Genomic DNA, 24,224 nt, shown 5'->3' with positions numbered 1-24,224 from the left:
ACCGGGGGCGGGAAGATCGACGCCCTGCTCAGCGCCCGCCAGCTCGCCCGTCGCCAGCATCGCGATCCACGGGTGAACGCCCTCGGCGTCACCGTGGTGGCGTGCAGCGGGTTGATCGGGCTCGCCGGCCGGGTGCTCAGCGAGTCAGACTTCGCGGCGCTCGCCCAACTCGCCGCGGTGCCGAGGCCACAGCTGGAGGCGTACCTGCTCTCCGCCGACCGCTTCCTGCGCAGTGAGCTGCCGGTGCCGTTGGACGCCGAGGTACGCGTGGGGCTGCTGGACCGGCTCGGGCTGTTCGGGGTCCGGCTCGCCACCACTCTGGTGCGTACCGGCTGTGACGGCCGGGCGGCCCTCTCCGGCGAGCTGATCCGCCGCAGCGGCCTGGCCGAGCTGCGCGAGTCGGTCGGCCGGTTCTTTGTCGATCGCCGGGAGACGCTCAAGTCCCGCTCGGCGCTGGCGGCCGTCGAGGCGCTGCTGCGGGCCGAACCCGGGCGGGGCACCGCCGAGCTGCTGGCGACCGTCGAGCAGATCCTCGCCGGGGCACACGAGTTCCGGGAGCTGCGGCTGCTCGCCGCGCTACGCGACACCCGGCTCGGGTTCGACGCCGAGGTTGCCGCGGAGGCGCGCCGGCTGGTCGGCGGGGACGGGGTCGGCCTGGCCACCCGGCTCGGGGTCGAGCACGACGCCGACGTGCGGCGGCTCTGGGAGGCCGCCGCCGAGGCCCAGTGGCGCTGGCGGGACCGGGCCGAGGACCCCCTGCTCCGGCTCGCCCAGCGGCGCGGGGCGCAGGTCGTCGTCCGCAGCTGTGAGGGGATGCTCGCCGAGCTGGCCGAGGGCGGCCGGTGATCCGGACCGCCGCAGTCCGCGCAGCCAGTGGATCGGCCGGACCCGCTCCAGCGGCAGGAAGGCGGTCATCGCCGCGAGGTGCGGCGCGAACGAGATGGTGATGGTCGCGAAGGTGACCAGGTGGAACGAGTAGAAGAAGCCGACCGTCAGCGACCGCCACCGGGCGGGTAGCAGGAAGACCACCGGGCTGGCCAGCTCGAAGGCGATGATGCCGAACTGGGCGACGATCAGCAGGTAGGGCACCTGTGCGATCAGGTCCGCCAGCTCCGTGCCGCGCCGGATGATCGCCCGGGCGAGGACCGAGCCGGTCAGCCAGTCCAGGCCGCCGAAGCGCAGCTTCGCCCAGGCCGCCAGGAAGTACGTACAGACGACGGCGATCTGGGTGACCCGCAGCGCCCAGCCGGCCGCCTCGGAACGGGTGGGGTCGCCGTGCCGGGCCCGCCCGACGGTGGGGAGCACGGCCAACGCCACGAGCAGCCCGAACCGGTCGTGGTCGACCTTGCCGTAGCTCATCGCGACGATCATCCACTCGAGGTAGAGCGCGAAGACCGACCAGCCGAGCAGCCGGGGCGCCCGCCCGGTCGCCGCGAGCAGGGCGAGCCCCAGCAGGGCCCAGAAGATCACCGCCACCAGCTCCGGAGTGGGCGTCGGCAGGTGCAGCAGCCGACCGGCCAGCAGCGGCTGGTAGAGCTCGCCGGGCACGCTGACCCGGGTGCGTACCCAGGGGGTGAAGAAGATCAGGTCGGCGGCGACGAAGAGGTAGATCACGGTGCGGAAGGCGGCGACTCGGCCGCGCGGCACCGGCTCGGTCAACCAGCGGATCATGCCGGCACCTGCCAGCTGACCACCGTCTCGTCGGTGTACCGGCCGGTCGGGCGTCCGTCCTCGATGCCGATCCAGCGGATCACGATGCGGACCTCGGCCAGCGCGGGCGCGTCCGGATGCCGTTCGGCGTACGCGTCGGCCACCACGGCGAGCCGGGCGGGGTCGGCGACGTACCGGCTCTGCTGGCCCTCGATCTCGGCCCGGCGCAGGCCGGTCGCGTCCTCGCCGAGGCTCACCACGGTTCCGGTGCGGTCGACGCCCTCGACCCGGGTGTCCGGGGCGGGCGCGTTCGGCGGGTTGGACGTCGCGTACATCCGGAAGGGGCCGAACGGGAAGTCGTCGTCGCTGCCCCAGAGCGTGCCGGTCAACAGCACGGCCAGGCCGAGCGCCGTCGCGCCGACCCGGGCCGCCCGTCCCCGGCGGGTCAAGGTCTCCATCGGATCGTGACCCTACGGGAAGGAAGGGCCGAAATGGGTCCCTCCGACGGTCAGGGTCCCTCGACCGGCGGGCCGACCCGCCGTGCTCGACAGGCGCGCCGACCAGCCGGGCTCAGCCGGCGGACTGCCGGCAGACAGGCCGACGGCCGGGCTCCCCTGGTGGGGGCCCGGCCGTCGAACCGGTTACCACCGGCTCAGTGCTTGTGCTCGGCCAGCTGCCGGCGGACGTCGTCCATGTCGAGCGCCTCGACCTGCTCGATCAGGTTCTCCAGCGCCGACTCGGGCAGCGCGCCGGGCTGCGCGAAGACGATCACGCCGTCCCGGATCGCCATGATGGTCGGGATGGACCGGATGTCGAACTTGGCACCCAGCTCCTGCTGCGCCTCGGTGTCGACCTTGCCGAAGACGATGTTCTCGTGCTTCTCCGAGGAGCGCTCGTAGACGGGGGCGAACCGCTTGCACGGGCCACACCAGTCGGCCCAGAAGTCGACGAGGACGATGCCGTCCTTGCCGGTCATCTCGTCAAAGTTCGCCGTGGTCAGCTCGACGGTTGCCATTGAAGTCTCCGATCAGCGCGCTATACGTACGCCCCGTAGAACCAGGGTGGACCGCATCGCATTCCCGCTCGTCGGGTGTCGAAACGGGGCACCCGCCCGGGCCGGTCGGCGTACGGCGGGTCATCGACCCGCGTCTGTCAGTGTCCGCCCTGCGGAACGCAAGTGCATGTCGCAGTTGCGTGACGAAGCGTGATGGGAGCGTTCCCGGGGGAGTTCGCGTGATTGACCGACACGAATCGGGAAGTGGGGGCTTGACAAGGAGTATCTCTACTGCAGAGATCGTCTCCGAGGGTCCGTACGAACACGGAGAGTGTTGTAACAAAAGAATAAATGTGATCTGGCTCTCTGTTCGAACCGGACGAGCGTACGGCAGAATCTGTCACATCAGAGCGTGGGCGGCGGGTGCCGGGGAGGGCCCCGCCGCTCATTGCGTCTCCCCCCGGATGTGGCCGGTGTGACATTTCCGCCTGGCCCCCGTCGTGAGCGGCACCTTATCGATCGGTAAGGCATGCTGTCCCGAACTCCATCGCCGCCCGTCGAAGGGGACCAGGATGCAGTTCGGCCGTTACTACGAGGAGTTCGACGTCGGCGCGGTCTACCGGCACTGGCCCGGCAAGACCGTCACCGAGTACGACGACCATCTGTTCTGCCTGCTCACCATGAACCACCACCCGCTGCACATGGACGCCCACTACGCGGAGTCGGCCACCCAGTTCAAGCGAAACGTGGTGGTCGGCAACTACGTCTACTCGCTGCTGCTGGGCATGTCCGTCCCCGACGTCAGCGGCAAGGCGATCGCCAACCTGGAGGTCGAGTCGCTCCGGCACGTCGCGCCCACCTTTCACGGCGACACCGTCTACGGCGAGACGACCGTGCTCGACAAGCGCGAGTCGGCCTCCAAGCCGGACCGGGGCGTGGTCTCGGTCGAGACCCGCGGCTACAAGCAGGACGGCACCCTGATCTGCGTGTTCCGCCGCCGCGTGATGGTCCCCAAGCGGGAGTACGCCCTCAGCGACGTGCCCGAGGGCGTGGACCCGGAGCGACCGAGCTTCCCCGAGCCGCGCTGACCGATCTCGCGGTGCCGGCCCGGGTGGCGCACACCTGTCGGCTCGCCCCTTCCCCAGGTTCTGGTGGGGAAGGGGCTCTTTTCGTGATTCGGGGCATATGCTGACGCCGGAGGTCCCGCGATGAGCGAGCGCAGCGAGCGAACCAGCAGGCTCAGCGCGTCGGTGCCTCATGGCGCCGCGGAGCGAAGCGGAGCGGCGGCATGAGCCACTCCGTCGCCGGAGAGCCGCCCTCTGCCGGCCGCCGCGCCGCACCGCTGACCACCGCCGTCTACTCCGCCGCCGAGTGGGACCTGCTCACGAGCCTGCCCGCCCGGATCCTGGTGGCCGCCACCGCGCCCGGTCCGGGCCGGCCGCGCCGCGGGCTGAGCGAAGGGCTCGCCGGCCTGGAGGCGCTGACGGCCGGTCGCTCGTTCGACAGCGACCTCGTCCGTGCGGTGGTGAGCACGATCTACGCCCGGCCCGACGGCCAGCCGGTGGCCGGCGCCGGAGACACCGACCTGGTCGACCTCCTCGCCGCCTGCCGGGAAGCCGTGCGGGTGCTCGACCGCCGCGCCGACCCCGCCGACTCGGCCGCGTACCGCCAGTGGGCGCAGTCCGTCGCGGCCCGGGTCTGCCGGGTGCCCCCGCCCGGTCAGGTGCGGCCGGTCGGGGAGCCGCCGGCCCCCGCCGACCTGCGCTTCCTGGACCGTCTCGGCGACGCGCTCGGTCTGCGCTGAACCGCCCACCCGCCCGCTGGTGCCGGCCCGGCACCCGTACGCTCTGGTGATCGTGACCGGTGACCAGCTCGACGTCGGCGTGGGCCCCTGGACGGGCGACCCGCCGACCGACCCGCGGTACGACCCCGAGCTGCTCGCGGAGGGGGACCGGCGCAACGTCGTCGACCGCTACCGCTACTGGGGCCGGGAAGCGATCGTCGCCGACCTGGATCGGCGCCGCCACCAGTTCCACGTGGCGATCGAGAACTGGCAGCACGACTTCAACATCGGCACGGTGGTCCGCAACGCCAACGCCTTCCTCGCCGCCGAGGTGCACATCGTGGGGCGGCGGCGATGGAACCGGCGCGGCGCGATGGTCACCGACCGCTACCAGCACGTCCGGCACCACGAGACGATCGAGGAGTTCCTGGCCTGGACCTCCGCCCGAGATCTGCCGGTCGTCGGCATCGACAACCTGCCCGGCTCGCGTCCGCTGGAGACCGCCACGCTGCCGCGTCGCTGCGTGCTCCTCTTCGGTCAGGAGGGGCCCGGCCTCTCCGAGCCGGCGCGCGTCGCCTGCGGCGAGGTCTACTCCATCGCGCAGTACGGCTCGACGCGGTCGATCAACGCCGGGGTGGCGAGCGGCATCGCCATGCACGCCTGGATCCGGACGCACGCCGGAGCGCCCCCGGAGTGACCCGCCCGCTCGCCGCGCCCACGTCCGGGTGACGCGGCTCGGCGTGTCACGCCCTCCGTTGTCGCGATGGGACGGATGCGGCCGCTCCGCTTGACGGCGTCGCCGTACGGGGTGACGGTGGAGAGGTGAGTGTCGCGGTCAGCTGTCCACGTTGTGGTGGGCCCGTACGGCCACCCGACCTCATGCACTCCGAATCACGGTGCGCCCGGTGCGGACCGGTGCCGCCGCTGCACGTGCCCGAGCACGTCGGAGCCGAGATCGTCGCCAGCGTGGTGGAGCGGATCGTCGCCGACGCCGACCCGCCCGGGCGGCAGAGCACGCCGCTGTGGTGCCCGTGGCCGTTGCCGAGCGGCTGGACCATGACCGGCGTGGCGTACGCGGGGGACGACCGCAGCGGCGTACGCGCCACGGCGGTGGCCTGCGCGGGCCCCGCCCCGCTCGGTGGTGGCCCGGCCGACCTGGTCTTCATCGCCGAGGAGCCGGGCGTGGGGCTGGGCAACCGGTTCGCCGCCATCGCCGGGCCCGATCCGGGACCGCAGCTGGCGGAGGCGCTGAGCGACCCCGGACCGGGCCACCCCGAGCACGTCGGGCAGGCCCGGATCAAGGTGGCCGGGCACCCGACTCCACTGTGGCTGGTGAGCTCTCCCGCAGATCGAAGCGCGTACGCCGGCGAGGCTCGGGGTTTGTGGCTCCATGCGATAGCCTGGCCGGCGAGTGCGGGGCACCTGCTCGCGGAGGATGTCGTGCTGCACGACCTGACCGAGTGGACTCCCCCCGAACTCGTGTACGGCGCACCATCTCCGTATCTGCACGGGAGGGCTTGACAAGCCGGCCGGAATGACGGAGAACGGACGCAGATATTCACTGTACGACACCACACTGATACTCTGGGTGCCGCTGCGGTAATGGGACCCGGCGCCGCGCGAGAGGATGGCCCGCCATGGTCAAGAAGGTCCTCACCTGGGCCGGTATCGCATTCTTGATCTTCTTTGTTGCGTACCGGCCGAACTCCGCCGCGGACGTGTTCAAGTCGCTCGGCGGCGGGATCATGGACATCGCCCAAGGCTTCGGCGACTTCTTCACCAGCCTGGTGGCCTGACCGCCGATGGGCAGCCCCCCCGGTCCGCCGTTCGACCCCGACGATCCCGACCGGGAGCGGCGGGAACGCGACACGGAGCCCATCCCACGGGTCCCTCCGGACGAGGGTCCCGGCTACGGATCCGGCGCCGGCCTCTCGGACGGTCCCTCCTTTTCGGACGACGCCGGCTACGGCGACGGCCCCGGCTACGCGGGGGAAGGCCGATCCGGCCGGTCCTGGATCCGCGACCCGGAGGGTGGCTACCAGCAGCCGGTGATCTCGGAGGACGAGCTGGCCGGGCTGCGCGCCGACGCGGCCGGCAACACGCCTCGACGGGTGTTGCCGCTGGAGGACGAGCCCAGCTCGCTGGTCGCCCGCTACCTCTTCCCCACCGAGCGCTACCGGGGCGAGTGGAAGCGGCACTGGATCCACCTCGCCACCCCGATCCTCATCGGCATCGCGGCCACGTTCGTGCTCGGCTACCTCTCCGGCTTCCTCGCCGGGCAGGACGTCGGCGCGCTCACCACGGTCGCGGTGCTGCTCTGGTTCGCGGTGATGGGCTGGGTGGCCTGGCGGGTCGCCGACTGGTGGTATGACCGTTTCATCCTCACCAACAAGCGGGTGATGGTGGTCAACGGGATCATCACCCGGCGGGTCGCCATGATGCCCCTGGTGCGGGTCACCGACATGAAGTACGAACAGACCCCGACCGGCCGTGCGCTCAACTACGGCACCTTCGTGCTGGAGTCCGCCGGCCAGGAGCAGGCGCTCCGGGAGATCAAGAACCTGCCCAACCCGAACGAGCTCTACCTGCGTGTGGTCGAGGAGATGTACGAGCCGCAGGCGGTCGAGGCTCGGCTCGGCAAGGAGGCGGACGAGGCGAAGGCCGACGACGGCGCCTGACAGTTTCCCCCGAACATGGGATGAACTGCACACCTTCGGGTCTCGCCCCGGCCCACCTGCCCATGGCAGCCTGGTTGGTCCGGGCTTTCAGGAGGTGTCCAGTGGGCGGCAGGGACCAGTCGGAGGAGGAGTTCCGCGAATTCGTCGCGGCTCGCTCCGCCGCCCTGCTGCGCACCGCGTACCTGCTCGCCGGTGACTGGGCCACCGCCGAGGACCTCCTCCAGACCGCCCTGACGAAGACCTACCTCGCGTGGCGGCGGCTCGGCGGGATCGAGGCGATCGAGCCGTACGCCCGGCGGGTGCTGGTGAACACCTCGACCAGCTGGTGGCGTCGGCGTTGGCACGGGGAGCGCCCCACCGAGGTGCTCCCGGAGCGGGCCGGCGCCGACGAGGTCGAGCGGCAGCTCGACCGGGACCTGCTCTGGCGGCACCTGCGCGCCCTGCCCAACCGGCAGCGAGCGGTCCTGGTGCTGCGTTACTACGAGGACATGTCCGAGGCGCAGACGGCCGCCCTGCTCGGCATCTCGACCGGAACGGTCAAGAGTCAGACCGCGCGCGCCCTGGCCACGCTGCGCCGCCGGATGGGCGCCGAGGCGGCGCTCGACCTTGCCGGCGAGCGGGCCGCCGAACCGGCACGGCCGAGCCGGTCAGCCCGCTCGGGCGGCCTGCCGGCCCGGCTCGAACAGGCCGGGCCACTCGTCACCGCGGCCGATCCGGTGGAGGCGGCGGCCGTTCTCGCCGGTACCCCGGCCGGCCCGACGAGCGCCGACGAGCCGGGACCGGTCGCAGCGACCGGGAGCGAAGACGAGCAGCCGGCAGTCGTGGCGCGGCGGCTCCCGACGCCACGGGACGCCGACCCGGGCCCCGTCGTGGCCCAGCTCTCCGCAGTGCCGGCGCCGGCCGGTGTCGCCGCCGGGGAGCAGGGGTGAATTCCTCCCGGCGTGACAACCTGAGCGGGGCTCCGGCGCGTCCAAAGCACGTGACGCAGGACGAGCTGGAACGGGCGGTCCGGGAGACGTTCGCCCAGCAGGTCGCCGCCCCCCGTCCGGGCGCGGCGGATCCGGCCGGGGCGGCGATCCGTCGCGCCCGGCGGACCCAGCGGAAGCGGACCACGACCGGGCTGGCCCTGGCCGCCGTGGCGACCGTGGCGGTCAGCGCCGGGATCGTCCAGCTCGGGGACGTGACGCGCCGACCGACCCAGCCCCCGACGGTCGTACTCGGTGACCCGTCCAACCAGGTCCGGCCCGAGCCGCTGCCGTCGGGGACCGGCGGCGTCGACGTGCCACCGGTCGCCCCCGACGCGGGCCCCGACGTACTCCTCGCCGGCGCGATCCTCGGCGCCGACGGCGAGCGGGTGGCGGTCGCCGGAATCGGTCCGGCGGAGCGCGCCCAGCGGCTGCCGGAGAACGCCGGATGGCTGGTGATCGGGGCGCCGACCACGGCCGGCCGGACGCTCTGGGCGGTGCCCCGCGACGGCACCCCACAGGTGCTGCTAAACGGCGCGGACGCGATCGTGGTCGCCACCGACGGCCGGCAGGTCGCCTGGCGCGACGGCGACGAGATCGCCGCCGCCGGGCTCGTCCGCACCCAGCTCATCGCCCCCGTACGCACACCCGCGCCGGCCGGCGCCGTGCCGGTGGGCTTCGTCGGGAACGCCGTCCTGGTCCGGCTCGACCCGGCCCGGCCCGGCCACGCGCTCTGGAGCCCGGCCACGGCACCGCTGGACACCGGCGTGGACCGGATCACGTTGAACGTCTACGGGGCGCTCCCGGACGGTCGGCTCGTCGGCCAGGTGTCCAGCAAGGGCACCGACCAGCCCTGCCTGGCCCTGCTCGACCCGTCCCGGACCCTGACCCCGATCGAGACCGCGTGCGGTCCGACGCTCAGCCAGGACGGGCTCGGCGCCGTCTCCCCGGACGGACGATGGCTGCTGCTGAACGGAGCGTCCGGCAAGAAGGCCGGCGCGCTGCTGGTGGACGTGGCGCGCATCGGCGTCACCAGTCCGGGCAGCCCCCTCGTGGCCGGGCACGCCGGGCCGCCGCTGACCGGCTCGGTGGCCTGGAACGCGGTCGACGAGGCGGCTTACATCGACGAATCGGGCAAACTGGTACGGCTCACGGCGGGCCGGGTGCACGTCGGCGAGGCCGGCGCGGCCGTCACGGTACCCGGGGCGGACGCCGCGAACCGCCCGGTGGTGGTGACCGGCTCCTGAGCGGGCGGCGCGCCGTCCGCGGCCCCCGTCCATGCCCCGCCGCTCACCGGCGCTGCGGCCACCCCGCTGCGGGCTCGACGCCGGGGTGACGGCGCGGCCCACCCGCCGCGGGCCCGGCTGCCCGGTGGCGGTCGGGCGGAACGGTAGCGTCTGGCGATGACCTCCGACCGCGGCCCGGGCCACCGGATCGACCTGCACGCCCACTCGACGGCGAGCGACGGCACCCTGAGCCCGGCCGAGCTGGTGCGGGCCGCCGCCGACGTCGGACTCGACGTGGTGGCCATCACCGACCACGACACCACCGCCGGCTGGGCGCCGGCGGTGGCGGCGCTGCCGGCCGGGCTGCGGCTGGTCCGCGGCGCCGAACTCTCCTGCCGCTGGTTCGGCGCGGACCCGCCGGTGCCGCTGCACCTGCTCGCGTACCTCTTCGATCCGGACGATCCGGAGCTGGTCGCCGAGTTGGCCCGGGTGCGGGCCGCCCGGGAGGTGCGCGGCGAACGGATCGTGGACCTGCTCCGGGCCGACGGGATCGACGTCGACTGGGCGGAGATCCTCACCGGCGCGGGCGGCGGGACGGTCGGCCGACCGCACATCGCCCAGGCGCTGATCCGGGCCGGTCTGGTGGCCACCACCACCGAGGCGTTCGGGCCGGACTGGCTGGGCGAGCGCTACCGGCTGCCGAAGGAGGACATCGACGTCTTCCACGCGGTCCGGCTGGTCCGGGCCGCCGGCGGTGTGCCGGTCTTCGCCCATCCGCGCGCCACCCGCCGGGGCCGGGTGGTGCCGGACGAGCTGATCGCCGAGCTGGCCGCCGTCGGGCTCGCCGGGCTGGAGGCCGACCACGAGGACCACTCGCCGGAGGAACGGGCCCACGTCCGGGGCCTCGCCGCCGAGCTCGGGCTCTTCTTCACCGGCTCGTCGGACTTCCACGGCACGCACAAGACCGTCCGGCTCGGTGCCTTCACCACCAGCCCGGAGGCGTACGAACGGATCGTGGCCGGTGCCGGCAGGGTGACCGGGATCGCTTCCGGCTGATCCGCGTTTCGGCTCGTGAGGGCGCGGCTACCTTGATCAGGTGGATCTGAAGCTTCTCGGCGAGGTCTTCGTGACCCTGCTGGTGATCACCGACCCACCGGGCATGATGCCGATCTTCGTCGCGCTGACCGGTCCGCTGCCCGCGCGGGACCGGAACCGGGCGGCGTGGCAGGCGGTCGCATTGGCGCTCGGTGTGATCGTGGTCTTCGCGGTGGCCGGACAGACGCTCCTCGACTATCTGCACGTCGATCTTCCGGCGCTGCAGGCGGCCGGTGGGCTGCTGCTGGTGCTCGTCGCGCTGGAGCTGCTGACCGGCAAGGGCGACGAGCCGAGCGGCCAGTCCACCTCGAACATCGCGCTGGTGCCGCTCGGCACCCCGCTGCTCGCGGGCCCCGGCGCGATCGTGGCGACGATGCTCTTCGTCCAGCAGGCGGAGGGGCTGAGCGACTACACCGCCATCGCGGCGGGAATCCTCTCCGTGATGATCGCCGTCTGGATCGTCCTGCGGTTCTCCGGCGGGATCGTCAAGATCCTCCGGCCGGGCGGGATCGAGGTGCTCACCAGGATCGCGGGCCTGCTGCTGGCCGCCATCGCGGTGCAGCTCATCGCCGACGCGATCGCCGCGTTCGTGCGGCACTACACGCACATGGTGTGAGCGCGGCGACAGATCTGTCGTACGCCGATGGCAGGATCTCGGGTGTGCGACGACCCTCTTCAGCCGGCCGACCCTCCTCCACCGGCGGCCACGCGCCCCGCCCCCGGGCGGAGCAGGCCGAGCAGCTCGGCTTCGAGGGGATGCCCGAGCGGCTCTTCGTCTGTACGCCGAGCAAGCTCGGCGCCTACGCCGACTGTCCCCGTCGCTACCGCTACTCCTACGTCGACCGTCCCGCCCCGCCGAAGGGGCCCCCGTGGGCGCACAACTCCCTCGGCGCGAGCGTGCACAACGCCCTGCGCAGCTGGTATGCGCTGGCGCCGGAGCGACGCCGCCCGGAGGCGCTGACCGGGCTGCTGCGCGGCACCTGGGTGCGGGAGGGCTACCGCGACGATGAGCAGGAGCGGGCCGCCTACCGGCGGGCGCTGGGCTGGCTGGAGGCGTACGTCGAGACGCTGGAGCCGGATACCGAACCGCTCGGTGTGGAGCGGGTGGTGGCGGTCAAGACGGCGGTGCTCGCCTTCAACGGCCGAGCCGACCGGATCGACTCCCGACCCGGCCCCGACGGTCCCGAGCTGGTCATCGTCGACTACAAGACCGGGCGCACCGGGCTCGACAGCGACGACGCCCGAGGCTCCCAGGCGCTGGCGCTCTACGCGTACGCCGCCGAGCGGACGTTCCGCCGGCCGTGCCGCCGGGTCGAGCTGCACCACCTGCCGACCGGCACGGTCGCCGCCCACGAACACACCGTCGAGTCGCTCGCCCGGCAGCTGAGCCGGGCGGAGGAGACCGCGCACGACATCATGGCCGCCGAGAAGGCGATCGCCGACGGCGCGGATCCGGACGACGCCTTCCCCACCGACCCGAGTCCCCGGTGCGGCTGGTGCGACTACCGGCGCACCTGCCCGGCCGGCAGCCAGACGCCGGGCAAGGATCCGTGGGCGGCCGTCGAGCAGCCGGCCGAGGGCACGCCCGCGCAGGGGTGAGCCGCCCGGGTCAGCGCCTCGCCGGCGCACCGGCGAGGCGGGCCGCCCGCTCCTTGGCGGCCTGCTGCAAGGGGCCCTCCCGCCAGTTCCGGGGCAGCGCGGCGAGTACGAGGCGGAGACCCCGCACGGTCACGTCCGCCGAGAGCGCGGTGGTGGGCAGCCCCAGACCGCCGTACATCCGACGGGCCCAGGCCGGCAGCAGGGCGAGCGCGGTGCCGGCGACCCCGAGGTACGCCCACCTCGGGGGCCCGAGGTTCAGCCCCAGTCGTAACGGCAGACTCAGCTTCCACGGCAGCGGCGGCGCGGTGAGGAAGACGGCGGTCTCGGCCGCCTCGCGGGTCATCCGAAGCTCCGGCCGGACACGGCGGTAGTACTCGCCCACCTCGGCGGCGGTGCCAGGGACCGTCTCCGGGTCCAGGCCGACCAGCGTGGCCGCTCGGCGCTGCTCGCGGTAGTAGCCGTCCACCTCGGCGGGGGTCAGCGGCAGACCGGCCCGGCGGGCGGTACCGAGGAACGACTCCACCTCGGTCACGTGCACCCAGCGCAGGAGCTCCGGCTCGTCCACGCGGAATTGCTCGCCGCTGACCGGGTCGGTCGCCCGCAGCCGCTCGTGCAGCCGGCGCAGCCGGGCGCCCGCCGCCTCGGCCTGCGCCGTCGTGCCGTAGACGGTGGTGGCGACGTAGGTGGCGGTGCGCACGAGGCGCCCCCACGCGTCGGTGCGGTAGTCGCTGTTCTGCGCCACCCCGGCCATCGCCCGCGGGTGCAGCGCCTGAAGGTAGAGCGCGCGGAGACCGGCGACGATCAGGACCGGTTCGGCGTGCACCTTCCACGTGACCGAACCGGGACCGAAGAGGCCGAGGTCATCGGAGTCCACCGACCCAGCCTGCCATGCACGGGCGGCGATGTCCCGCTCGTCAGCCGATCAGGCCGGCGACGTCTCACTCGTCGACGCTGCGCCGGGCCTGGCAGGTCGGGCAGAGCCCCCAGAAGGTCACTTCCGCTTCGTCGACCTCGTAGCCGTGCGGGGTGGTGTTCGGGTCGAGGCAGGGTGCTTCGCCGACCGCGCAGTCGATGTCGGCGATCTCGCCGCAGCCCCGACAGACCACGTGATGGTGGTTGTCGCCGACCCGGGCCTCGTACCGGGCGGGGCTGCCGGCCGGCTCGATCCGGCGGGACAGGCCGGCCCGGGTGAGCGCGCCCAGGACGTCGTAGACGGCCTGGGTCGAGACCGAGTCGAGGCGGTCCCGCACCCGACGGGTGATCTCGTCGACCTCGAGGTGGCCACCGCCGGCGAGCACGTCGAGCACGGCGAGGCGCGGGCGGGTGACCCGCAGACCCTTCGACCGGAGCAACTCCTCGCCAGCTGACATGAGCCAATGACAGCACGCGTCAACGCGGTCGACAACCGGGCCGTGTCGAGGGCCACCGGACCCGGCTCCGTTCGGAAGGCGGTGAACCGGGAGCGGGGTGGCTGCGTGTAGTCGATCGAGAAGTCTGACGGCGACGGGCCTGCCCGTACGCTGGCAGTCCGCGGTCGAAGGCCTTCCGGAGGTGCCGATGTTCGAGCAGATACTGGGCCTGCCCGTCCACGTCCTGGTGGTGCACGCGGTCGTGGTCTTCGTGCCGCTGCTGGCGCTGCTCGCCGTGGCGTACGTCGCGTTGCCCCGTTGGCGACGCCGGCTGGACTGGGCCGTGGCGATCCTCGCCGTGCTCGCTCCGATCACCGCGTTCGTGGCGGTCAAGTCGGGGGAGGCGCTGAACGACGCGCTGGTCGCGCGCGGCTTCCAGGGACCGATCCTCGACCAGATCTTCGAGCACTCGCGCTACGGCGACATCCTGTTCCGGATCGTCGTCCCGCTCGGCATCGTGGTGCTCCTGCTGCTGGTATCGACGAGCGGCCACCGGCGGGTGCCGAAGCTGCCCACGCTGGTCACCCCGGTGCTGGCGGTCGCGGTGGTCGGGCTCTCCGTCGCCGCGCTGGTCTACGTCTGGCTGACCGGGCACTCCGGTGCCGAGACCGTCTGGGGTACCACGCTCTGACGCTGCCCGAGCGCTGACGCTGCCCGAGCGCTGACTTCGATCCGGCCGGGGCGCGGCGCCCGGGCCCGAGCCTGCCTGCGGCGGCGGGCTGCGCCGGGTACCGCGCGCGGACCTGGTCCCGGCCGGCCGAGCCCGACGGCCCGGCGGGTCAGCGGAGGAGCCGTGAGCAGAGCAGGCAGACCAGGATCACCAGCACCACGGCGGCGACCGCGCCGATCGAGTACGTGACGCGCTGTGCGCGCTGTTCGGCCTGGTCCAGCGCGGCCATGTCCTGCGGGGGCAGGGAGCGCGGGGCGGCCGGTTGCAGGTGTATGGGGGGCCGCCAACCCGCCGGTGGTGGTGTGCTCGGCGGTGGGCCGGTGTACCCGCCGTACGTCGCGCCGCCCGGCCCCACGTTCGCGCCGGGAGCGGCGCCTCCGGCGGGGGGCGTGCCGTCGCCGGTGATCGGTGCCGTCGCTCGGTCCGGCAGCCCTTCGCCGCCGGACGGAGGTCGCCGCCAGAAGTCGTCCGGGGAGCTGCCGCCGCTGGGGGTCGTCACGCCGTCCGACGCTACCAATGCGCGCCGTACTCGACCGCAGGACGCGACCGACCGGCCGGGTCGGATCGGGGCCGCTGGTGCTTAGTCCGGCCGCTCTCCAACCGTTGATCGACTCGGGATCAGTGAAGTCGGGCTCTCCCGCCGCGAGGACACCACGACTTCCCGGGAGTCGAGTCGATCAATCCGAGGCCGAGGCCGGCCGGGGCCGGGCGGGGCCAGGGCGAGGGCGAGGGCCGGAGCGGGCGGGGCCAGGGCGAGGGCGGCGCGCGGGCGGGGCCAGGGCGAGGGTCGGAGCGGGCGGGGCCAGGGCGAGGGCGGCGCGCGGGCGGGGCCGGGCGAGGGTCGGAGCGGGGCGGGGCCGGAGCGAGGGCGGCGCGCGGGTGGGGCGAGGCCGGGGCGAGGGCGAGGGTCGGGGCGGGGGCGAGCGGCGGGGGCGAGCGCCGGGGGCGACAAACGGGGCACCGGGCCCGGAGCTGCGTTACCCTTGCGGCTCGTGAGCACCGAGGACCCGGGTTTCCGCCGCGACGACGATCGCACCGTCGACCTGAGCGACGAATTCGTGGTGCTGCCTGAGCAGACGAGCGACGACACGGACCGTGGCTGGGGCGAGCGCGCCACCGGCAACGACGACTGGCTGCACGCCGAGCGACCTCCGCACTGGGACTGATCTCCTCCCCGCGTCGCCGCCCGCCTTCGCGGATCGCCGCCCGCCTTCGCGGATCGCCGCCCGCCTCCGCGGGTCGCCGCCCGCGTCGCCGCGTCTCCCTTCCCGTATCCCGGCTGCGCGGCGCCGGTCTCCTGCTGCGACGACCCCCGCCAGGCGAACACCAGCCGACCGCGCCGGCGCGGCCGGGTGGGCTCATCCGCGTACCACGACCGCGAACCGGCTCCCCTCCGGCTGTCCGACGGTCCGCCGTGCCTGGTCCGGGTCGAGGGCGAGGTAGAGCGCGGCCGAGCCGTCCGTCTCGCCGGCGCCCACGACGTCGAGCACGAGCGCGCCGCTCGCGAGCAGGCTGGGCGCGGCGCCTCGGCCATCCGCCGGCGCGGCGAGCAGGTCCACGTGGGCGCCGGGGCGTACCACGGCGAGCGCGGCCGGCTCGGCCAACCGGATCGGCACGCCCACGCTGCCGGCGGGGATGGGCAACCTCCCCTCGGCCCGGTGCGGGTCGCTGGTCGCCGGGATCGTGTCCCGCTCGGTGGGGAGGCCCGGCACCGCCGCCGCCGAGGGGGCGGGGCTGTCACCCGGACCGGGGCGCGGAGTCGACGGGGCCGGGGCGGACGCCGGCGGGGGTGAACAGCCGGGCGGGGTGTGCAGGACGGCCGCCGCCAGGCCGAGCAGCCCGGCGACGAGCGCGGCACGGAGCAGGGTGCCGCGGCGCGGCAGGCGTGGTCGGCGCAGCGGACGCAGTGCCGTCGCCGTGCCCGTCTCCGCCATCACGCCTCCGCCCCTCGCCGGTGGGCGCCGACGTGGCCCCCTCGGCTGCGAGCTTAGGAGTGCTGCGGCGCGCATCGCGGGCCGTTGTCCACAGCCTGTGGACAACGAGGCAGCCTGTGGACAACCGCCGTCGGCGGCGTGGATCTGCTAGCAGCCAGGGCCACGGCGGTGCCGTGCCGGCGAGGAGTAGCCGGGGGCATGGCGGAGAAGTGCGGGTGAGGAGCAGCCGGGGCCGCGGCGGTGCGGCGCCGGCGAGGAGCAGCCGGCCTGAGCAGGCGGTGTGCCCCGACGAGAACGCGCCGGTACGCCCCGACGAGGGGCGTACCGGCGCGCAGGGTCAGGGGACGCCGACGAGGGCGGTCAGGAAGAGCTGCTGGTGTTGCTGCTGCTGGCGGCCGGCGTCTTGCTCGACGAGGAACCGTTCGACGACGAGCCGCTCGAACCGGACGAGCCGTTCGAACCGGACGAGCCGCTCGAACCGGACGACTTGGTCGAGCTGGACGCGCTGCTGGACGAGTCGGACTTCGTCGACTTGCCGCCGTCGGACGAGGCGGAGACGGTGTCGGAGCCGGACGAGCGCGAGTCGGTGCGGTAGAAGCCCGAGCCCTTGAACACGATGCCCACCGAGTTGAAGACCTTGCGCAGCCGTCCCGCGCACTCCGGGCACTCGGTCAGCGGGGCGTCGGAGAAGGACTGCACCGCCTCGAGCTGGCGACCGCACGAGGTGCAGGCGTACTGGTACGTGGGCACTTTCTCCTCCGGATCGGGTTCGGCCGGTTGGCACTCGACGTCTTCGAGTGCCAATGTTGCGTCATTCCCCCCGGGTTCGTCCAGCGGACGTGTGGGGCGCGACACCCGGCGGCGTACCCCGACCGGACGGCGGGGCGGCATCAAGCGTACGCAGCCCCTCGGCGGGGGTGACCACGGCGCGGACCGGACGGTCGTGCGGCTCGGCGGGAAGCACGCTGACCAGCTCGCCGTCGTGCAGCGGAACCACGGTCAGGGCCGCCTCGGGGAGCCGGGCCAGCGCCCGGTCGTACGAGCCGCCGCCGCGGCCGAGTCGCACTCCGGCCAGGTCGACGGCGACCGCCGGCAGCACCACCAGCCCGGCGTCCACGATCGCGTCCGGGCCGAGCCGCCGCCCGGTGGGCTCGCGCATCCCCCGCCCGGCCGCGACGAGGGCCTCGGGGCCGTCGTAGGGGGCCCAGTCCAGGTCGAGGTCGGGCAGCAGCACCGGCAGCAGCAGCTCGCCGTCGGCCGGCAGCGCCGCCCGCAGCACCTCCGGCAGCTCCGGGCCGCCGGGCTCCGAGCCGACCGGCACGTAGGCCGTCACCCGGATCGGCCGCAGTCGGCGTACCAACGAGACGAGTTCGGCCTGCACGCGGGCCGCGGCCACCGACCGGGCGTCGGCGGTCAGCTCCCGGCGGCGGGCGAGCAACCTCGCCCGCATGTCCCGTTTCGCCACATGAGTCACTTCAGCTCCATAAGAAAATTCCGGCACGCAACACTCCTGACGCAACGCCACTCCCACGGTTGCTCTGTGTCAGCATCGCAACAAGGGAGGCGGAACTTTCGGGGGGAACCGAGTGACGCTACGCGGACGGTTGACGGCGGCCTTCCTCACGGTGGTCCTCGGCCCGGTCCTGCTCGGCGCTCTCTTCGTGGCCTCGACCCTGAACACCGTCGACCGCGGGCGCTCGGCCGAGCGGCTCGCCGTGGCCGCCGCCGCCGTGCGTACCTCCGTCGACGCCCTCTGCCAGCAGCTACGGGCCGCGGCCGACGCGGTCGCGCTGACCCGTGGCGACCCGGCGAGCGCCGCGGGCCAGGTGGTGAGGCGCGGCCTGGCCGCCGCGGTGATGCTGAGCGACGTCGCGGGACGGGTCACCTACACCACCCCCGGCGCGCCGTCGACCCCCTGGCAGGAGTGCGCCGGCACGGTGGCAAGCGGGCCGGTCACCGCGCTGACCGCCCGGGTCGACCTGCGCGACCAGGCCGGGACGACGCTCGGCACGGTCGCCGCGGCCCAGCCGGTCGACCCGGCGTTCGTGACCCGGCTCGCCGCGGTGACCGGCGTCGCGGTCACCCTGCTCGACGATGGCGCCGCCCCCGCGCGGGTCACCCACACGACCGAGACGCGCGAGGTACGCGACGCCGTGCTCGCGGCCGCCGGCACGCTCGACGACGAGCAGGTCACCGAGACGGCCGACGGGCGGTACGTCCGCCGCATCGGTCCCTCGTCCGGGCAGCCGCTGCCCCTGGTGCTCTCGGTGCCCAGCGAGCAACCTCCCGGGCTGAACACGGCGCTGATCGGGGCGGTGGTGCTGGCCGGGCTGCTCGCCGTGCTCGCCGCCTGGCGCCTGGCCCGGGTCACGACCCGCCCGCTGGTCGAGCTGGCCACCGCCGTCGACCGGGTGGCGGACGGTGACCTGACCGCCCGGGTTCCGGTACGCACCCGCGACGAGCTGGGCCGCCTGGCCGGCGCGTTCAACCGGATGACCCGGGAGACCGGCTCATACGTGGCCGCGCTGACCAGCAGCCGCGATCAGCTGCGCGGGCACCTCGCCGTGCTCGGGGACACCCTGGCGAGCACACACGATCTGCAGCGCATCCTGCGGGTGATCCTGAACAGCGCGATCGCGGCGACCGGTGCGCGGGCCGGCGCCGTACTCCTGGTCGAGTCGGGTGGGGCGCTCGTCGCCCAGTGCACCGACGGTCTGGACGGGCGCTGGCCGGAGGGGGACGCGCCGACGACGCTGCGGGTGCCCGTCGGCAGCGGGGTGGTGGGTGCCGTCGCGGCGACCGGGATGCCACAGCGGGGCCGGATGGACCCGGCCGACGTACCGCCGGGGGAGCCGCGGTGCCGGACGTACATCGCGGTCCCGTTCGCCGCCCCCACCGGCCCGGCGCCCGTCACCGGCCCCGCGCGACCCGGCGGCCCGGCGGTCGCCGAAGCGACCTCGCCGGAGGGGGACCGGGCCCCGGCGGGTGGTTCGTCCGACGACTTCCCGACCGTCGAGCTGCCCGGCGGCGCCGTCACCGGGTCCGGTGGTCGGGCCACGAGTGGCGCCGAGCCGGCGGCGGCGCTCGGGGTGCTCGCCCTCTACGACCGGCTCGGCACGGACGAGTTCGACGACGACGACCTGGTCACCCTGCGTACGTTCGCGAGCCACGCGGCCGTGGCGGTGGAGAACGTACGTGGGCACGAGGAGGCGCAGCGGCTGTCGCTCACCGACCCGCTGACCGGGCTGTGGAACTACCGCTACCTGCGCGAGTCGATCCGGCGGGAGGTCGAGCGGGCCAGCCGCTTCGGCCGGATGCTGAGCGTCCTCGCCCTGGACCTCGACCGGTTCAAGGACGTCAACGACACCTACGGGCACTTGGCCGGTGACACGGTACTGGCCGAGTTCGCCCGCCGGCTGCGCGACGAGATCCGCGAGGTCGACCTGGCGTTCCGGCAGGGTGGCGAGGAGTTCGTCCTGCTGCTGCCGGAGACCGACGCGCGGGGCGCGGCGATCGTCGCGGAGCGGCTCGGCGCGGCGATCCGGGACACGTCGATGCCGGTCGAGGCGCACGCCGGCTCACCTGTCCCGGTACGGGTGACCGTCTCCATCGGCATCGCCGTCTACCCCGACCACGCGGACACCGGGCAGCAGGTGCTGGAGGCGGCCGACGACGCGCTCTACGCCGCGAAGGCGGCCGGCCGGGACACCTACCGGGTCAGCGCCCCGCGGCAGTCGGCCGCACGCGAGCTGCCGGTGCCGGCGGCGGCGGTCACCCCGACCGACGGAATGCCGCGCGCGGGCCGCGCCGCCGTGCCCGTACGCACCGAGCCGGCCGCCGCGACCTGCACCGACGAGACGACCCCGGTTCCCGGAGGCGCCACCGAGCCGACGGCCCCGGCAACCACCGGCCCGGACATCGCCCGAGCCGGGCCCGGCTCCCCGCGCACCGCCGCCGGGGGCGGCGCGTCTTCCGGGCCACACCCGCCGCGGCAGAGCCGTGGCCGATAGTCTCGCGACATGTCGGTGCACTCAGCGAACTCCTCAACGACGGCCGCCACGGGCCGCCCCCGCGCGGTGAAGGCCGTCATCCCGGCCGCCGGTCTCGCCACCCGCTTCCTTCCCGCCACGAAGGCGGTGCCCAAGGAGCTGCTGCCGGTGGTCGACCGGCCGGTGTTGCAGTACATCGTCGAAGAGGCCACCCAGGCCGGCATCAGCGACGTGCTGCTGATCACCGGACGGGGTAAGACCTCGATGGTGGACCACTTCGACCGCCGCCCCGACCTGGAGGCCCGGCTGGAGAAGAAGCCGGAGATCCTGGCCGCGGTGCAGCGCCCCAGCGAACTGGCCGAGATCTACACAGTCCGGCAGCCCGAACAGCTGGGCCTCGGCCACGCCGTCGGGTACGCCGAGTCGCACGTCGGCGACCAGCCCTTCGCCGTGCTGCTGGGCGACGAGTTCGTCAAGATGGACGAGCCGCTGCTGCCGGCGATGCTGGAACTCCAGGCCCGAACCGGTGGGGTGGTCCTCGCGTTCTTCGAGGTCGACCCGGCCGAGACGAAGCGGTACGGCATCGCCTCGGTCGAGCCGGCCGAGTCCGAGCTGACCGACATCGGCGAGGTCGTCCGGGTCACCGGCATGGTCGAGAAGCCCGACCCGGAGGAGGCGCCGAGCAACCTGGCGGTCCTCGGCCGGTACGTGCTGCCGGGAAAGATCTTCGACGCGATCCGGCGTACGAAGCCGGGCAGCGGCGGTGAGATCCAGCTGACCGACGCGATGGAGCTGCTGCGTACGGAGGGGACACCGGTGCACGCGATCGTCTACCGGGGCACCCGCTACGACACCGGCATGCCGCTCGGTTACCTGCAGACGGTGGTGCAGATCGCCGTCGAGCGGGAGGACTTCGGCGCCGAGTTCCGCAAGTGGCTCACCGACTTCGTGAACTCCAACGTGTCGGGTGGTCCCAATACATGACCGCTACGGCCGACGCCGAGGCGGCCGCGAACGAGTTGACGCCGCTCGCCGACTACCTGGGCAGTGTGCTGCGCAGGTTACGCGCGCTGCCTCCGCTCGACCTCGACCTCACCCAGGCGTACGGCAACGTCCTCGCCGAGGACGTCGTCGCGCCGCACGCGTTCCCGGCCTTCGACCAGTCGGCCGTTGACGGGTACGCCGCGCGTTGGGAGGACATCTCCGGCGCGGGCCGGGCCGCCGGTGGGCGGGCGGTCCGGCTCAACGTCGTCGGTGACCTCGGCGCGGCCAGCTGGCGACCGGTCCGGCTCACGCCCGGCTCCTGCTTCTCGGTGGCCGCCGGGGCGCCCCTGCCGGTCGCCGCCGACGTGGTGGTGCCCGTGGAGTGGACCGACCAGGGCATGGCCGCCGTGGAGATCTACCGCACCCCCAAGCGGGGGTACGGGGTACGCCGGGCCGGGGACGAGCTGCCGGCCGGAACGCTGCTCGCCCGGGCCGGCACGTACGTCACGCCTGCCCTGGTCGCGGTCTTCGCCGCCACCGGCATCGGGCATGTGGTGGTCCGGCCCAGCCCGCGGGTGGTCGTCGTGGCCACCGGCGACGAACTGGTCGACGTGGGCCGGGGCAGCCAGCCCGGTCAGGTGGTGGACGCGAACTCGCACGCGTTGACCGCCGCGGCGGCCGAGGCGGGCGCGTTGGCGTACCGGGTCGGGATCTGCGACGACGACCCGGAGGGGCTGCGCGGGCTGTTGGAGGACCAGACCCTGCGGGCCGATCTGATCATCACCACCGGCGGCACCGGCACCGGTCCGGGTGACATGGTCCGCCGGATCCTCTCCCGCCGCGAGGGGGGCCGAGCCGGGCCGGTCACCTTCACCGAGGTGGCGCTCTACCCCGGCACGGCGCTCGGCTTCGGCACGGTCGGCGCCGAGGAGGTGCCGGTGGTCTGCCTGCCGGGCGATCCTGGGGCGGCCCTGATCGGCTTCGAGGTGCTCGCCCGCCCGGCGATCCAGCTGCTCGCCGGGGCCGAGCCGGTCTTCCGGCCCAGCGTCCGGGCGCACCTGCTGGAGACCGTCTCCTCACCGGGCGGGCTGCGCGAGTTCCGCCCCGCGCACGTCGCCGAGCGGCGCGGCGGCGGCTACACGGTCCAGCCGCTCAGCGGTGGGCCGTTCACCCTCTCCGGTCTCGCCGAGGCAAACGGCCTCCTGGTGCTCGGTGAGCGGGTCACCACGGCCGCCGCCGGCTCCACGGTGGACGTCCTCCTGCTGGACCGCCGCCGGTGACGAGCACGCCCGCCGGCCCCACCCGCGTGCGTGGGCCGCGCCCGGCGGGCTACGCGCCGACTCCCTCCGCGGTGCCCGCGACGACCTCCGGCCGGTGCGGCCGTCCCGTCCGGAGTGGCCTCGCGGCCGGTACGGCGGGCTCTGGCCGGTGCGGCCGTCCCGTCCGGAGTGCCCTCGCGGCCGGTGCGGCGGGCTCTGGCCGGTGTGGCCGTCCCGTCCGGAGTGGCCTCGCGGCCGGTGCGGCGGGCTCTGGCCGGTGCGGCCGTCCCGTCCGGAGTGGCCTCGCGGCCGGTGTGTCGACGGGCGTAGGGTCCGCCCCGTGAGCCTCTTCGGAGCCGGTCGCGCGCCCGGCTGGCCGGTGGTCCTTGTGGACGGCCCCGTCGTGCTGCGCCCGTACCGGCGATCGGACGCCGCCGCCTGGTCCGAGGTGCGGCGGGCCAACCAGAGTTGGCTGGCGCCCTGGGAGTCGTCGCTGCCCGGCGGGTGGGACGAACTGAACTCGCCGTCCGCCTTCCGCTGGGTCTACCGGGACCAGCAGCGCTCGGCGCGCTCCGGGGACGGCATGCCGTTCGCCGTCTGCCTGCGGGAGGACGGGCGGGAGCGGCTGGTCGGGCACCTGAACGTGGGCAGCATCGTCCGGCGGGCGCTCTGCTCCGGGTACGCGGGCTACTGGGTCGACCACCGGGTCGCCGGTCGAGGAGTGATCCCCACCGCGGTGGCGCTCGCCGTCGACCACGCGTTCGGCCCGGGTGGGCTGCACCGGATCGAGGTCAACATCCGGCCCGAGAACCGGCCGTCCCGCCGGGTGGTGGAGAAGCTCGGCTTCCGCGAGGAGTCGTACCACGTGCGCTACATGCACATCGACGGTGCCTGGCGCGACCACATCGGATACGCGATGACCAGCGAGGAGATCGCCGCCGAGGGCGGGTTGCTGGCCCGCTGGCACCGGGTGCGCGCCGCGACCAGGTGACCGTCCCACCCACGGGATCGGCGCGGCGCGTCGGCATCACGCTCCGTCGCCCGTAACCTCAAGTAATCGCAAGCTGTGGCAAACGCTGCTCGCCGTACGATCGACGCTCTCGGCGCTGATCGATGGAAGATCCTACGGTTCAGTAGCGGTTGCTCCGAATTCGGTGACGGGAGGGGTGAGGGTGCCGACCTCGGTGCTCCTCGCCGTCCTCGCCGCCGCCGGCCTGCTCGCACTCGCTCCGGCGCTGGTCCGCCGGTACGACGCCACCGAGCGGCTGGTGGCGGAGCGGGCGCAGTCGACGGCGCGGGTGCTCCAGCGCCGACGCCGCCGTCGCACTGTGCCGGGACGGCAGCCGTTACGCGCACCCCGTCACCTCATCGTGACTCTCAGTGAAGATGTGACTACCGGTGGTCTGCAGCGGCCGGTCTCCGCGCCACCCGCGGCGGGGCGCCGCTCGGGCCGGCTGAGCGCCGTACCCCCCGCCCCGAAGAAGGCCCGCCGCCGTCCGCCGCGCCGCCACACCCCGGCCGTCTACCGACGGCGTCGGGTCCTCGCCGCGCTGCTGCTGCTCAACGGCGTCGAGCTGATCGGCGTCCTGGTGGTCGGCCCCGGGTTCTGGATCAGCTTCTCGGTCACCGGCACCCTGCTCGTGGCGTACGTCGCGCACCTGCGGCAGCGGGCCATCGCCGACCAGCGTCGGCGTCGGGCCCGGGCCCGGGAGGCGGCGTGGCTCGCCGCCCGCCAGGCGGAGGTGCGGCGCGAGCAGGCCCGCCGCGCGGCCGCCCGCCGCGAGGCGCAACGGCGGCTCGCGGCGCAGCGCGAGGTGGTACGCCGAGCGGCCATGGGCCTGGACCGGCCGGCCGACCTGCCGCCCGCCGCGAGTGGTGGTTCGGTCTCCTACCGGCGCGCCGGTGGCCTCCGTGGCCGCGCCTACGAGGCCGGCCGGGGCTCGCACACCGCCTGACCACCGGCCACGCCGCGTGGCTGCGCGCGTCCGG

27 protein-coding genes are annotated in these 24,224 nt (G+C 74.1%); 18 read left to right on the top strand and 9 right to left on the bottom strand.

Features of this window, described 5'->3' with window-relative positions; all coding sequences use genetic code 11:
* Window positions 1-576: 576 nt before the first annotated feature.
* The 3 genes from D7147_RS01815 to trxA all read right to left on the bottom strand — a co-directional run bounded on the left by D7147_RS01815 (window position 577) and on the right by trxA (window position 2,665).
* Window positions 577-1,671: an HTTM domain-containing protein gene (locus D7147_RS01815; protein WP_233562870.1), complete on the bottom strand. Its 1,095-nt coding sequence runs from the start codon at window positions 1,669-1,671 to the stop codon at window positions 577-579.
* Window positions 1,668-2,108 (bottom strand): hypothetical protein, encoded by a 441-nt coding sequence (locus D7147_RS01810; RefSeq protein ID WP_120673477.1) that lies wholly within the window; start codon window positions 2,106-2,108, stop codon window positions 1,668-1,670. The genes D7147_RS01815 and D7147_RS01810 overlap by 4 nt, the downstream gene beginning before the upstream one ends.
* Before the next feature lie 194 nt (window positions 2,109-2,302).
* A complete protein-coding gene (gene trxA / locus D7147_RS01805) occupies window positions 2,303-2,665 on the bottom strand; it encodes a thioredoxin (protein ID WP_120673476.1) in 363 nt (120 codons plus the stop codon).
* Between the two features lie 551 nt (window positions 2,666-3,216).
* Here trxA and D7147_RS01800 point away from each other — a divergent pair.
* The 11 genes from D7147_RS01800 (at window position 3,217) to D7147_RS01755 (ending at window position 11,990) form a co-directional block, all read left to right on the top strand.
* Window positions 3,217-3,732 (top strand): MaoC family dehydratase, encoded by a 516-nt coding sequence (locus D7147_RS01800; RefSeq protein ID WP_120673475.1) that lies wholly within the window; start codon window positions 3,217-3,219, stop codon window positions 3,730-3,732.
* 200 nt (window positions 3,733-3,932) lie between these two features.
* Window positions 3,933-4,448 carry a hypothetical protein gene (locus D7147_RS01795; protein ID WP_120673474.1) on the top strand — a complete coding sequence of 172 codons (516 nt, stop codon included), beginning with the start codon at window positions 3,933-3,935 and terminating at the stop codon, window positions 4,446-4,448.
* Window positions 4,449-4,500: 52 nt separating this feature from the next.
* Window positions 4,501-5,124 carry a TrmH family RNA methyltransferase gene (locus D7147_RS01790; RefSeq protein ID WP_120673943.1) on the top strand — a complete coding sequence of 208 codons (624 nt, stop codon included), beginning with the start codon at window positions 4,501-4,503 and terminating at the stop codon, window positions 5,122-5,124.
* 125 nt (window positions 5,125-5,249) lie between these two features.
* A complete protein-coding gene (locus tag D7147_RS01785; RefSeq protein WP_325050628.1) occupies window positions 5,250-5,948 on the top strand; it encodes a DUF6758 family protein in 699 nt (232 codons plus the stop codon).
* Between the two features lie 116 nt (window positions 5,949-6,064).
* The gene (locus D7147_RS32575) at window positions 6,065-6,223 is read left to right on the top strand and encodes a hypothetical protein (protein WP_007455302.1); all 159 of its coding nucleotides are present in this window, start codon (window positions 6,065-6,067) and stop codon (window positions 6,221-6,223) included.
* A gap of 6 nt (window positions 6,224-6,229) precedes the next feature.
* Window positions 6,230-7,105 (top strand): PH domain-containing protein, encoded by an 876-nt coding sequence (locus D7147_RS01780; RefSeq protein ID WP_120673472.1) that lies wholly within the window; start codon window positions 6,230-6,232, stop codon window positions 7,103-7,105.
* A gap of 101 nt (window positions 7,106-7,206) precedes the next feature.
* Entirely contained in the window at window positions 7,207-8,034 is an 828-nt protein-coding gene (locus tag D7147_RS32840) for a SigE family RNA polymerase sigma factor (protein ID WP_233562869.1), read from the top strand.
* 50 nt (window positions 8,035-8,084) lie between these two features.
* Entirely contained in the window at window positions 8,085-9,317 is a 1,233-nt protein-coding gene (locus D7147_RS01770) for a hypothetical protein (protein WP_120673471.1), read from the top strand.
* A gap of 156 nt (window positions 9,318-9,473) precedes the next feature.
* Window positions 9,474-10,352 (top strand): PHP domain-containing protein, encoded by an 879-nt coding sequence (locus D7147_RS01765; RefSeq protein WP_120673470.1) that lies wholly within the window; start codon window positions 9,474-9,476, stop codon window positions 10,350-10,352.
* 40 nt (window positions 10,353-10,392) lie between these two features.
* Window positions 10,393-11,007: a MarC family protein gene (locus D7147_RS01760; RefSeq protein WP_120673469.1), complete on the top strand. Its 615-nt coding sequence runs from the start codon at window positions 10,393-10,395 to the stop codon at window positions 11,005-11,007.
* Between the two features lie 140 nt (window positions 11,008-11,147).
* Window positions 11,148-11,990, top strand: a complete 843-nt coding sequence (locus D7147_RS01755; RefSeq protein ID WP_407663305.1) for a RecB family exonuclease — start codon at window positions 11,148-11,150, stop codon at window positions 11,988-11,990.
* A gap of 10 nt (window positions 11,991-12,000) precedes the next feature.
* Here the strand turns inward: D7147_RS01755 and D7147_RS01750 are convergent, their stop codons facing one another.
* Entirely contained in the window at window positions 12,001-12,864 is an 864-nt protein-coding gene (locus D7147_RS01750; RefSeq protein ID WP_120673467.1) for an oxygenase MpaB family protein, read from the bottom strand.
* 64 nt (window positions 12,865-12,928) lie between these two features.
* Window positions 12,929-13,360 (bottom strand): Fur family transcriptional regulator, encoded by a 432-nt coding sequence (locus tag D7147_RS01745; protein ID WP_120673466.1) that lies wholly within the window; start codon window positions 13,358-13,360, stop codon window positions 12,929-12,931.
* 187 nt (window positions 13,361-13,547) lie between these two features.
* Here D7147_RS01745 and D7147_RS01740 point away from each other — a divergent pair, with 187 nt between their 5' ends.
* Entirely contained in the window at window positions 13,548-14,030 is a 483-nt protein-coding gene (locus D7147_RS01740) for a DUF2231 domain-containing protein (protein WP_120673465.1), read from the top strand.
* A 148-nt stretch (window positions 14,031-14,178) separates the two neighbouring features.
* Here D7147_RS01740 and D7147_RS01735 read toward each other — a convergent pair whose 3' ends face one another.
* Complete coding sequence (locus D7147_RS01735) at window positions 14,179-14,568, bottom strand: hypothetical protein (RefSeq protein ID WP_199734052.1); 390 nt, start codon at window positions 14,566-14,568, stop codon at window positions 14,179-14,181.
* 493 nt (window positions 14,569-15,061) lie between these two features.
* Between D7147_RS01735 and D7147_RS32570 the strand changes: the two genes are divergently transcribed.
* Window positions 15,062-15,235: a hypothetical protein gene (locus tag D7147_RS32570; RefSeq protein WP_199716840.1), complete on the top strand. Its 174-nt coding sequence runs from the start codon at window positions 15,062-15,064 to the stop codon at window positions 15,233-15,235.
* Between the two features lie 192 nt (window positions 15,236-15,427).
* Here the strand turns inward: D7147_RS32570 and D7147_RS01725 are convergent, their stop codons facing one another.
* The 3 genes from D7147_RS01725 to D7147_RS01715 form a co-directional block, all read right to left on the bottom strand.
* A complete protein-coding gene (locus D7147_RS01725; RefSeq protein WP_120673462.1) occupies window positions 15,428-16,003 on the bottom strand; it encodes a flagellar biosynthesis protein FlgA in 576 nt (191 codons plus the stop codon).
* A gap of 360 nt (window positions 16,004-16,363) precedes the next feature.
* Complete coding sequence (locus D7147_RS01720; RefSeq protein ID WP_233562868.1) at window positions 16,364-16,807, bottom strand: FmdB family zinc ribbon protein; 444 nt, start codon at window positions 16,805-16,807, stop codon at window positions 16,364-16,366.
* A gap of 7 nt (window positions 16,808-16,814) precedes the next feature.
* Window positions 16,815-17,504: a 5-formyltetrahydrofolate cyclo-ligase gene (locus D7147_RS01715; protein ID WP_120673460.1), complete on the bottom strand. Its 690-nt coding sequence runs from the start codon at window positions 17,502-17,504 to the stop codon at window positions 16,815-16,817.
* Between the two features lie 85 nt (window positions 17,505-17,589).
* Between D7147_RS01715 and D7147_RS01710 the strand changes: the two genes are divergently transcribed.
* From D7147_RS01710 to sepX, 5 genes are all read left to right on the top strand, one after another.
* The gene (locus D7147_RS01710) at window positions 17,590-20,013 is read left to right on the top strand and encodes a diguanylate cyclase (RefSeq protein ID WP_199734051.1); all 2,424 of its coding nucleotides are present in this window, start codon (window positions 17,590-17,592) and stop codon (window positions 20,011-20,013) included.
* 9 nt (window positions 20,014-20,022) lie between these two features.
* A complete protein-coding gene (locus D7147_RS01705) occupies window positions 20,023-20,976 on the top strand; it encodes a UTP--glucose-1-phosphate uridylyltransferase (protein ID WP_120673459.1) in 954 nt (317 codons plus the stop codon).
* Window positions 20,973-22,256: a molybdopterin molybdotransferase MoeA gene (locus D7147_RS01700; protein WP_120673458.1), complete on the top strand. Its 1,284-nt coding sequence runs from the start codon at window positions 20,973-20,975 to the stop codon at window positions 22,254-22,256. The genes D7147_RS01705 and D7147_RS01700 overlap by 4 nt, the downstream gene beginning before the upstream one ends.
* A gap of 319 nt (window positions 22,257-22,575) precedes the next feature.
* Window positions 22,576-23,226 carry a GNAT family N-acetyltransferase gene (locus D7147_RS01695; protein WP_120673457.1) on the top strand — a complete coding sequence of 217 codons (651 nt, stop codon included), beginning with the start codon at window positions 22,576-22,578 and terminating at the stop codon, window positions 23,224-23,226.
* Between the two features lie 175 nt (window positions 23,227-23,401).
* On the top strand, window positions 23,402-24,190 hold the full coding sequence (gene sepX / locus D7147_RS01690) for a divisome protein SepX/GlpR (protein ID WP_199734050.1): 789 nt from the start codon (window positions 23,402-23,404) through the stop codon (window positions 24,188-24,190).
* Window positions 24,191-24,224: the final 34 nt, after the last annotated feature.

It is taken from the genome of Micromonospora musae, assembly GCF_003626545.1.
GTDB classification, from domain to species: Bacteria; Actinomycetota; Actinomycetes; order Mycobacteriales; family Micromonosporaceae; genus Micromonospora; species Micromonospora musae.
Note: the sequence above shows the minus strand (reverse complement) of the source record. Positions and strands in the feature narration are given on the sequence as shown.

Coding starts and splice junctions, on each gene's coding strand:
- D7147_RS01700 (WP_120673458.1), top strand. CDS start 20,973: ATGACCGCTACGGCCGACGCCGAGGCGGCCGCGAACGAGTTGACGCCG.
- D7147_RS01810 (WP_120673477.1), bottom strand. CDS start 2,108: ATGGAGACCTTGACCCGCCGGGGACGGGCGGCCCGGGTCGGCGCGACG.
- D7147_RS01740 (WP_120673465.1), top strand. CDS start 13,548: ATGTTCGAGCAGATACTGGGCCTGCCCGTCCACGTCCTGGTGGTGCAC.
- D7147_RS01755 (WP_407663305.1), top strand. CDS start 11,148: ATGCCCGAGCGGCTCTTCGTCTGTACGCCGAGCAAGCTCGGCGCCTAC.
- D7147_RS01795 (WP_120673474.1), top strand. CDS start 3,933: ATGAGCCACTCCGTCGCCGGAGAGCCGCCCTCTGCCGGCCGCCGCGCC.
- trxA (WP_120673476.1), bottom strand. CDS start 2,665: ATGGCAACCGTCGAGCTGACCACGGCGAACTTTGACGAGATGACCGGC.
- D7147_RS01780 (WP_120673472.1), top strand. CDS start 6,230: ATGGGCAGCCCCCCCGGTCCGCCGTTCGACCCCGACGATCCCGACCGG.
- D7147_RS01725 (WP_120673462.1), bottom strand. CDS start 16,003: ATGGCGGAGACGGGCACGGCGACGGCACTGCGTCCGCTGCGCCGACCA.
- D7147_RS01800 (WP_120673475.1), top strand. CDS start 3,217: ATGCAGTTCGGCCGTTACTACGAGGAGTTCGACGTCGGCGCGGTCTAC.
- D7147_RS01745 (WP_120673466.1), bottom strand. CDS start 13,360: ATGTCAGCTGGCGAGGAGTTGCTCCGGTCGAAGGGTCTGCGGGTCACC.
- D7147_RS01815 (WP_233562870.1), bottom strand. CDS start 1,671: ATGATCCGCTGGTTGACCGAGCCGGTGCCGCGCGGCCGAGTCGCCGCC.
- D7147_RS01765 (WP_120673470.1), top strand. CDS start 9,474: ATGACCTCCGACCGCGGCCCGGGCCACCGGATCGACCTGCACGCCCAC.
- D7147_RS32575 (WP_007455302.1), top strand. CDS start 6,065: ATGGTCAAGAAGGTCCTCACCTGGGCCGGTATCGCATTCTTGATCTTC.
- D7147_RS01705 (WP_120673459.1), top strand. CDS start 20,023: ATGTCGGTGCACTCAGCGAACTCCTCAACGACGGCCGCCACGGGCCGC.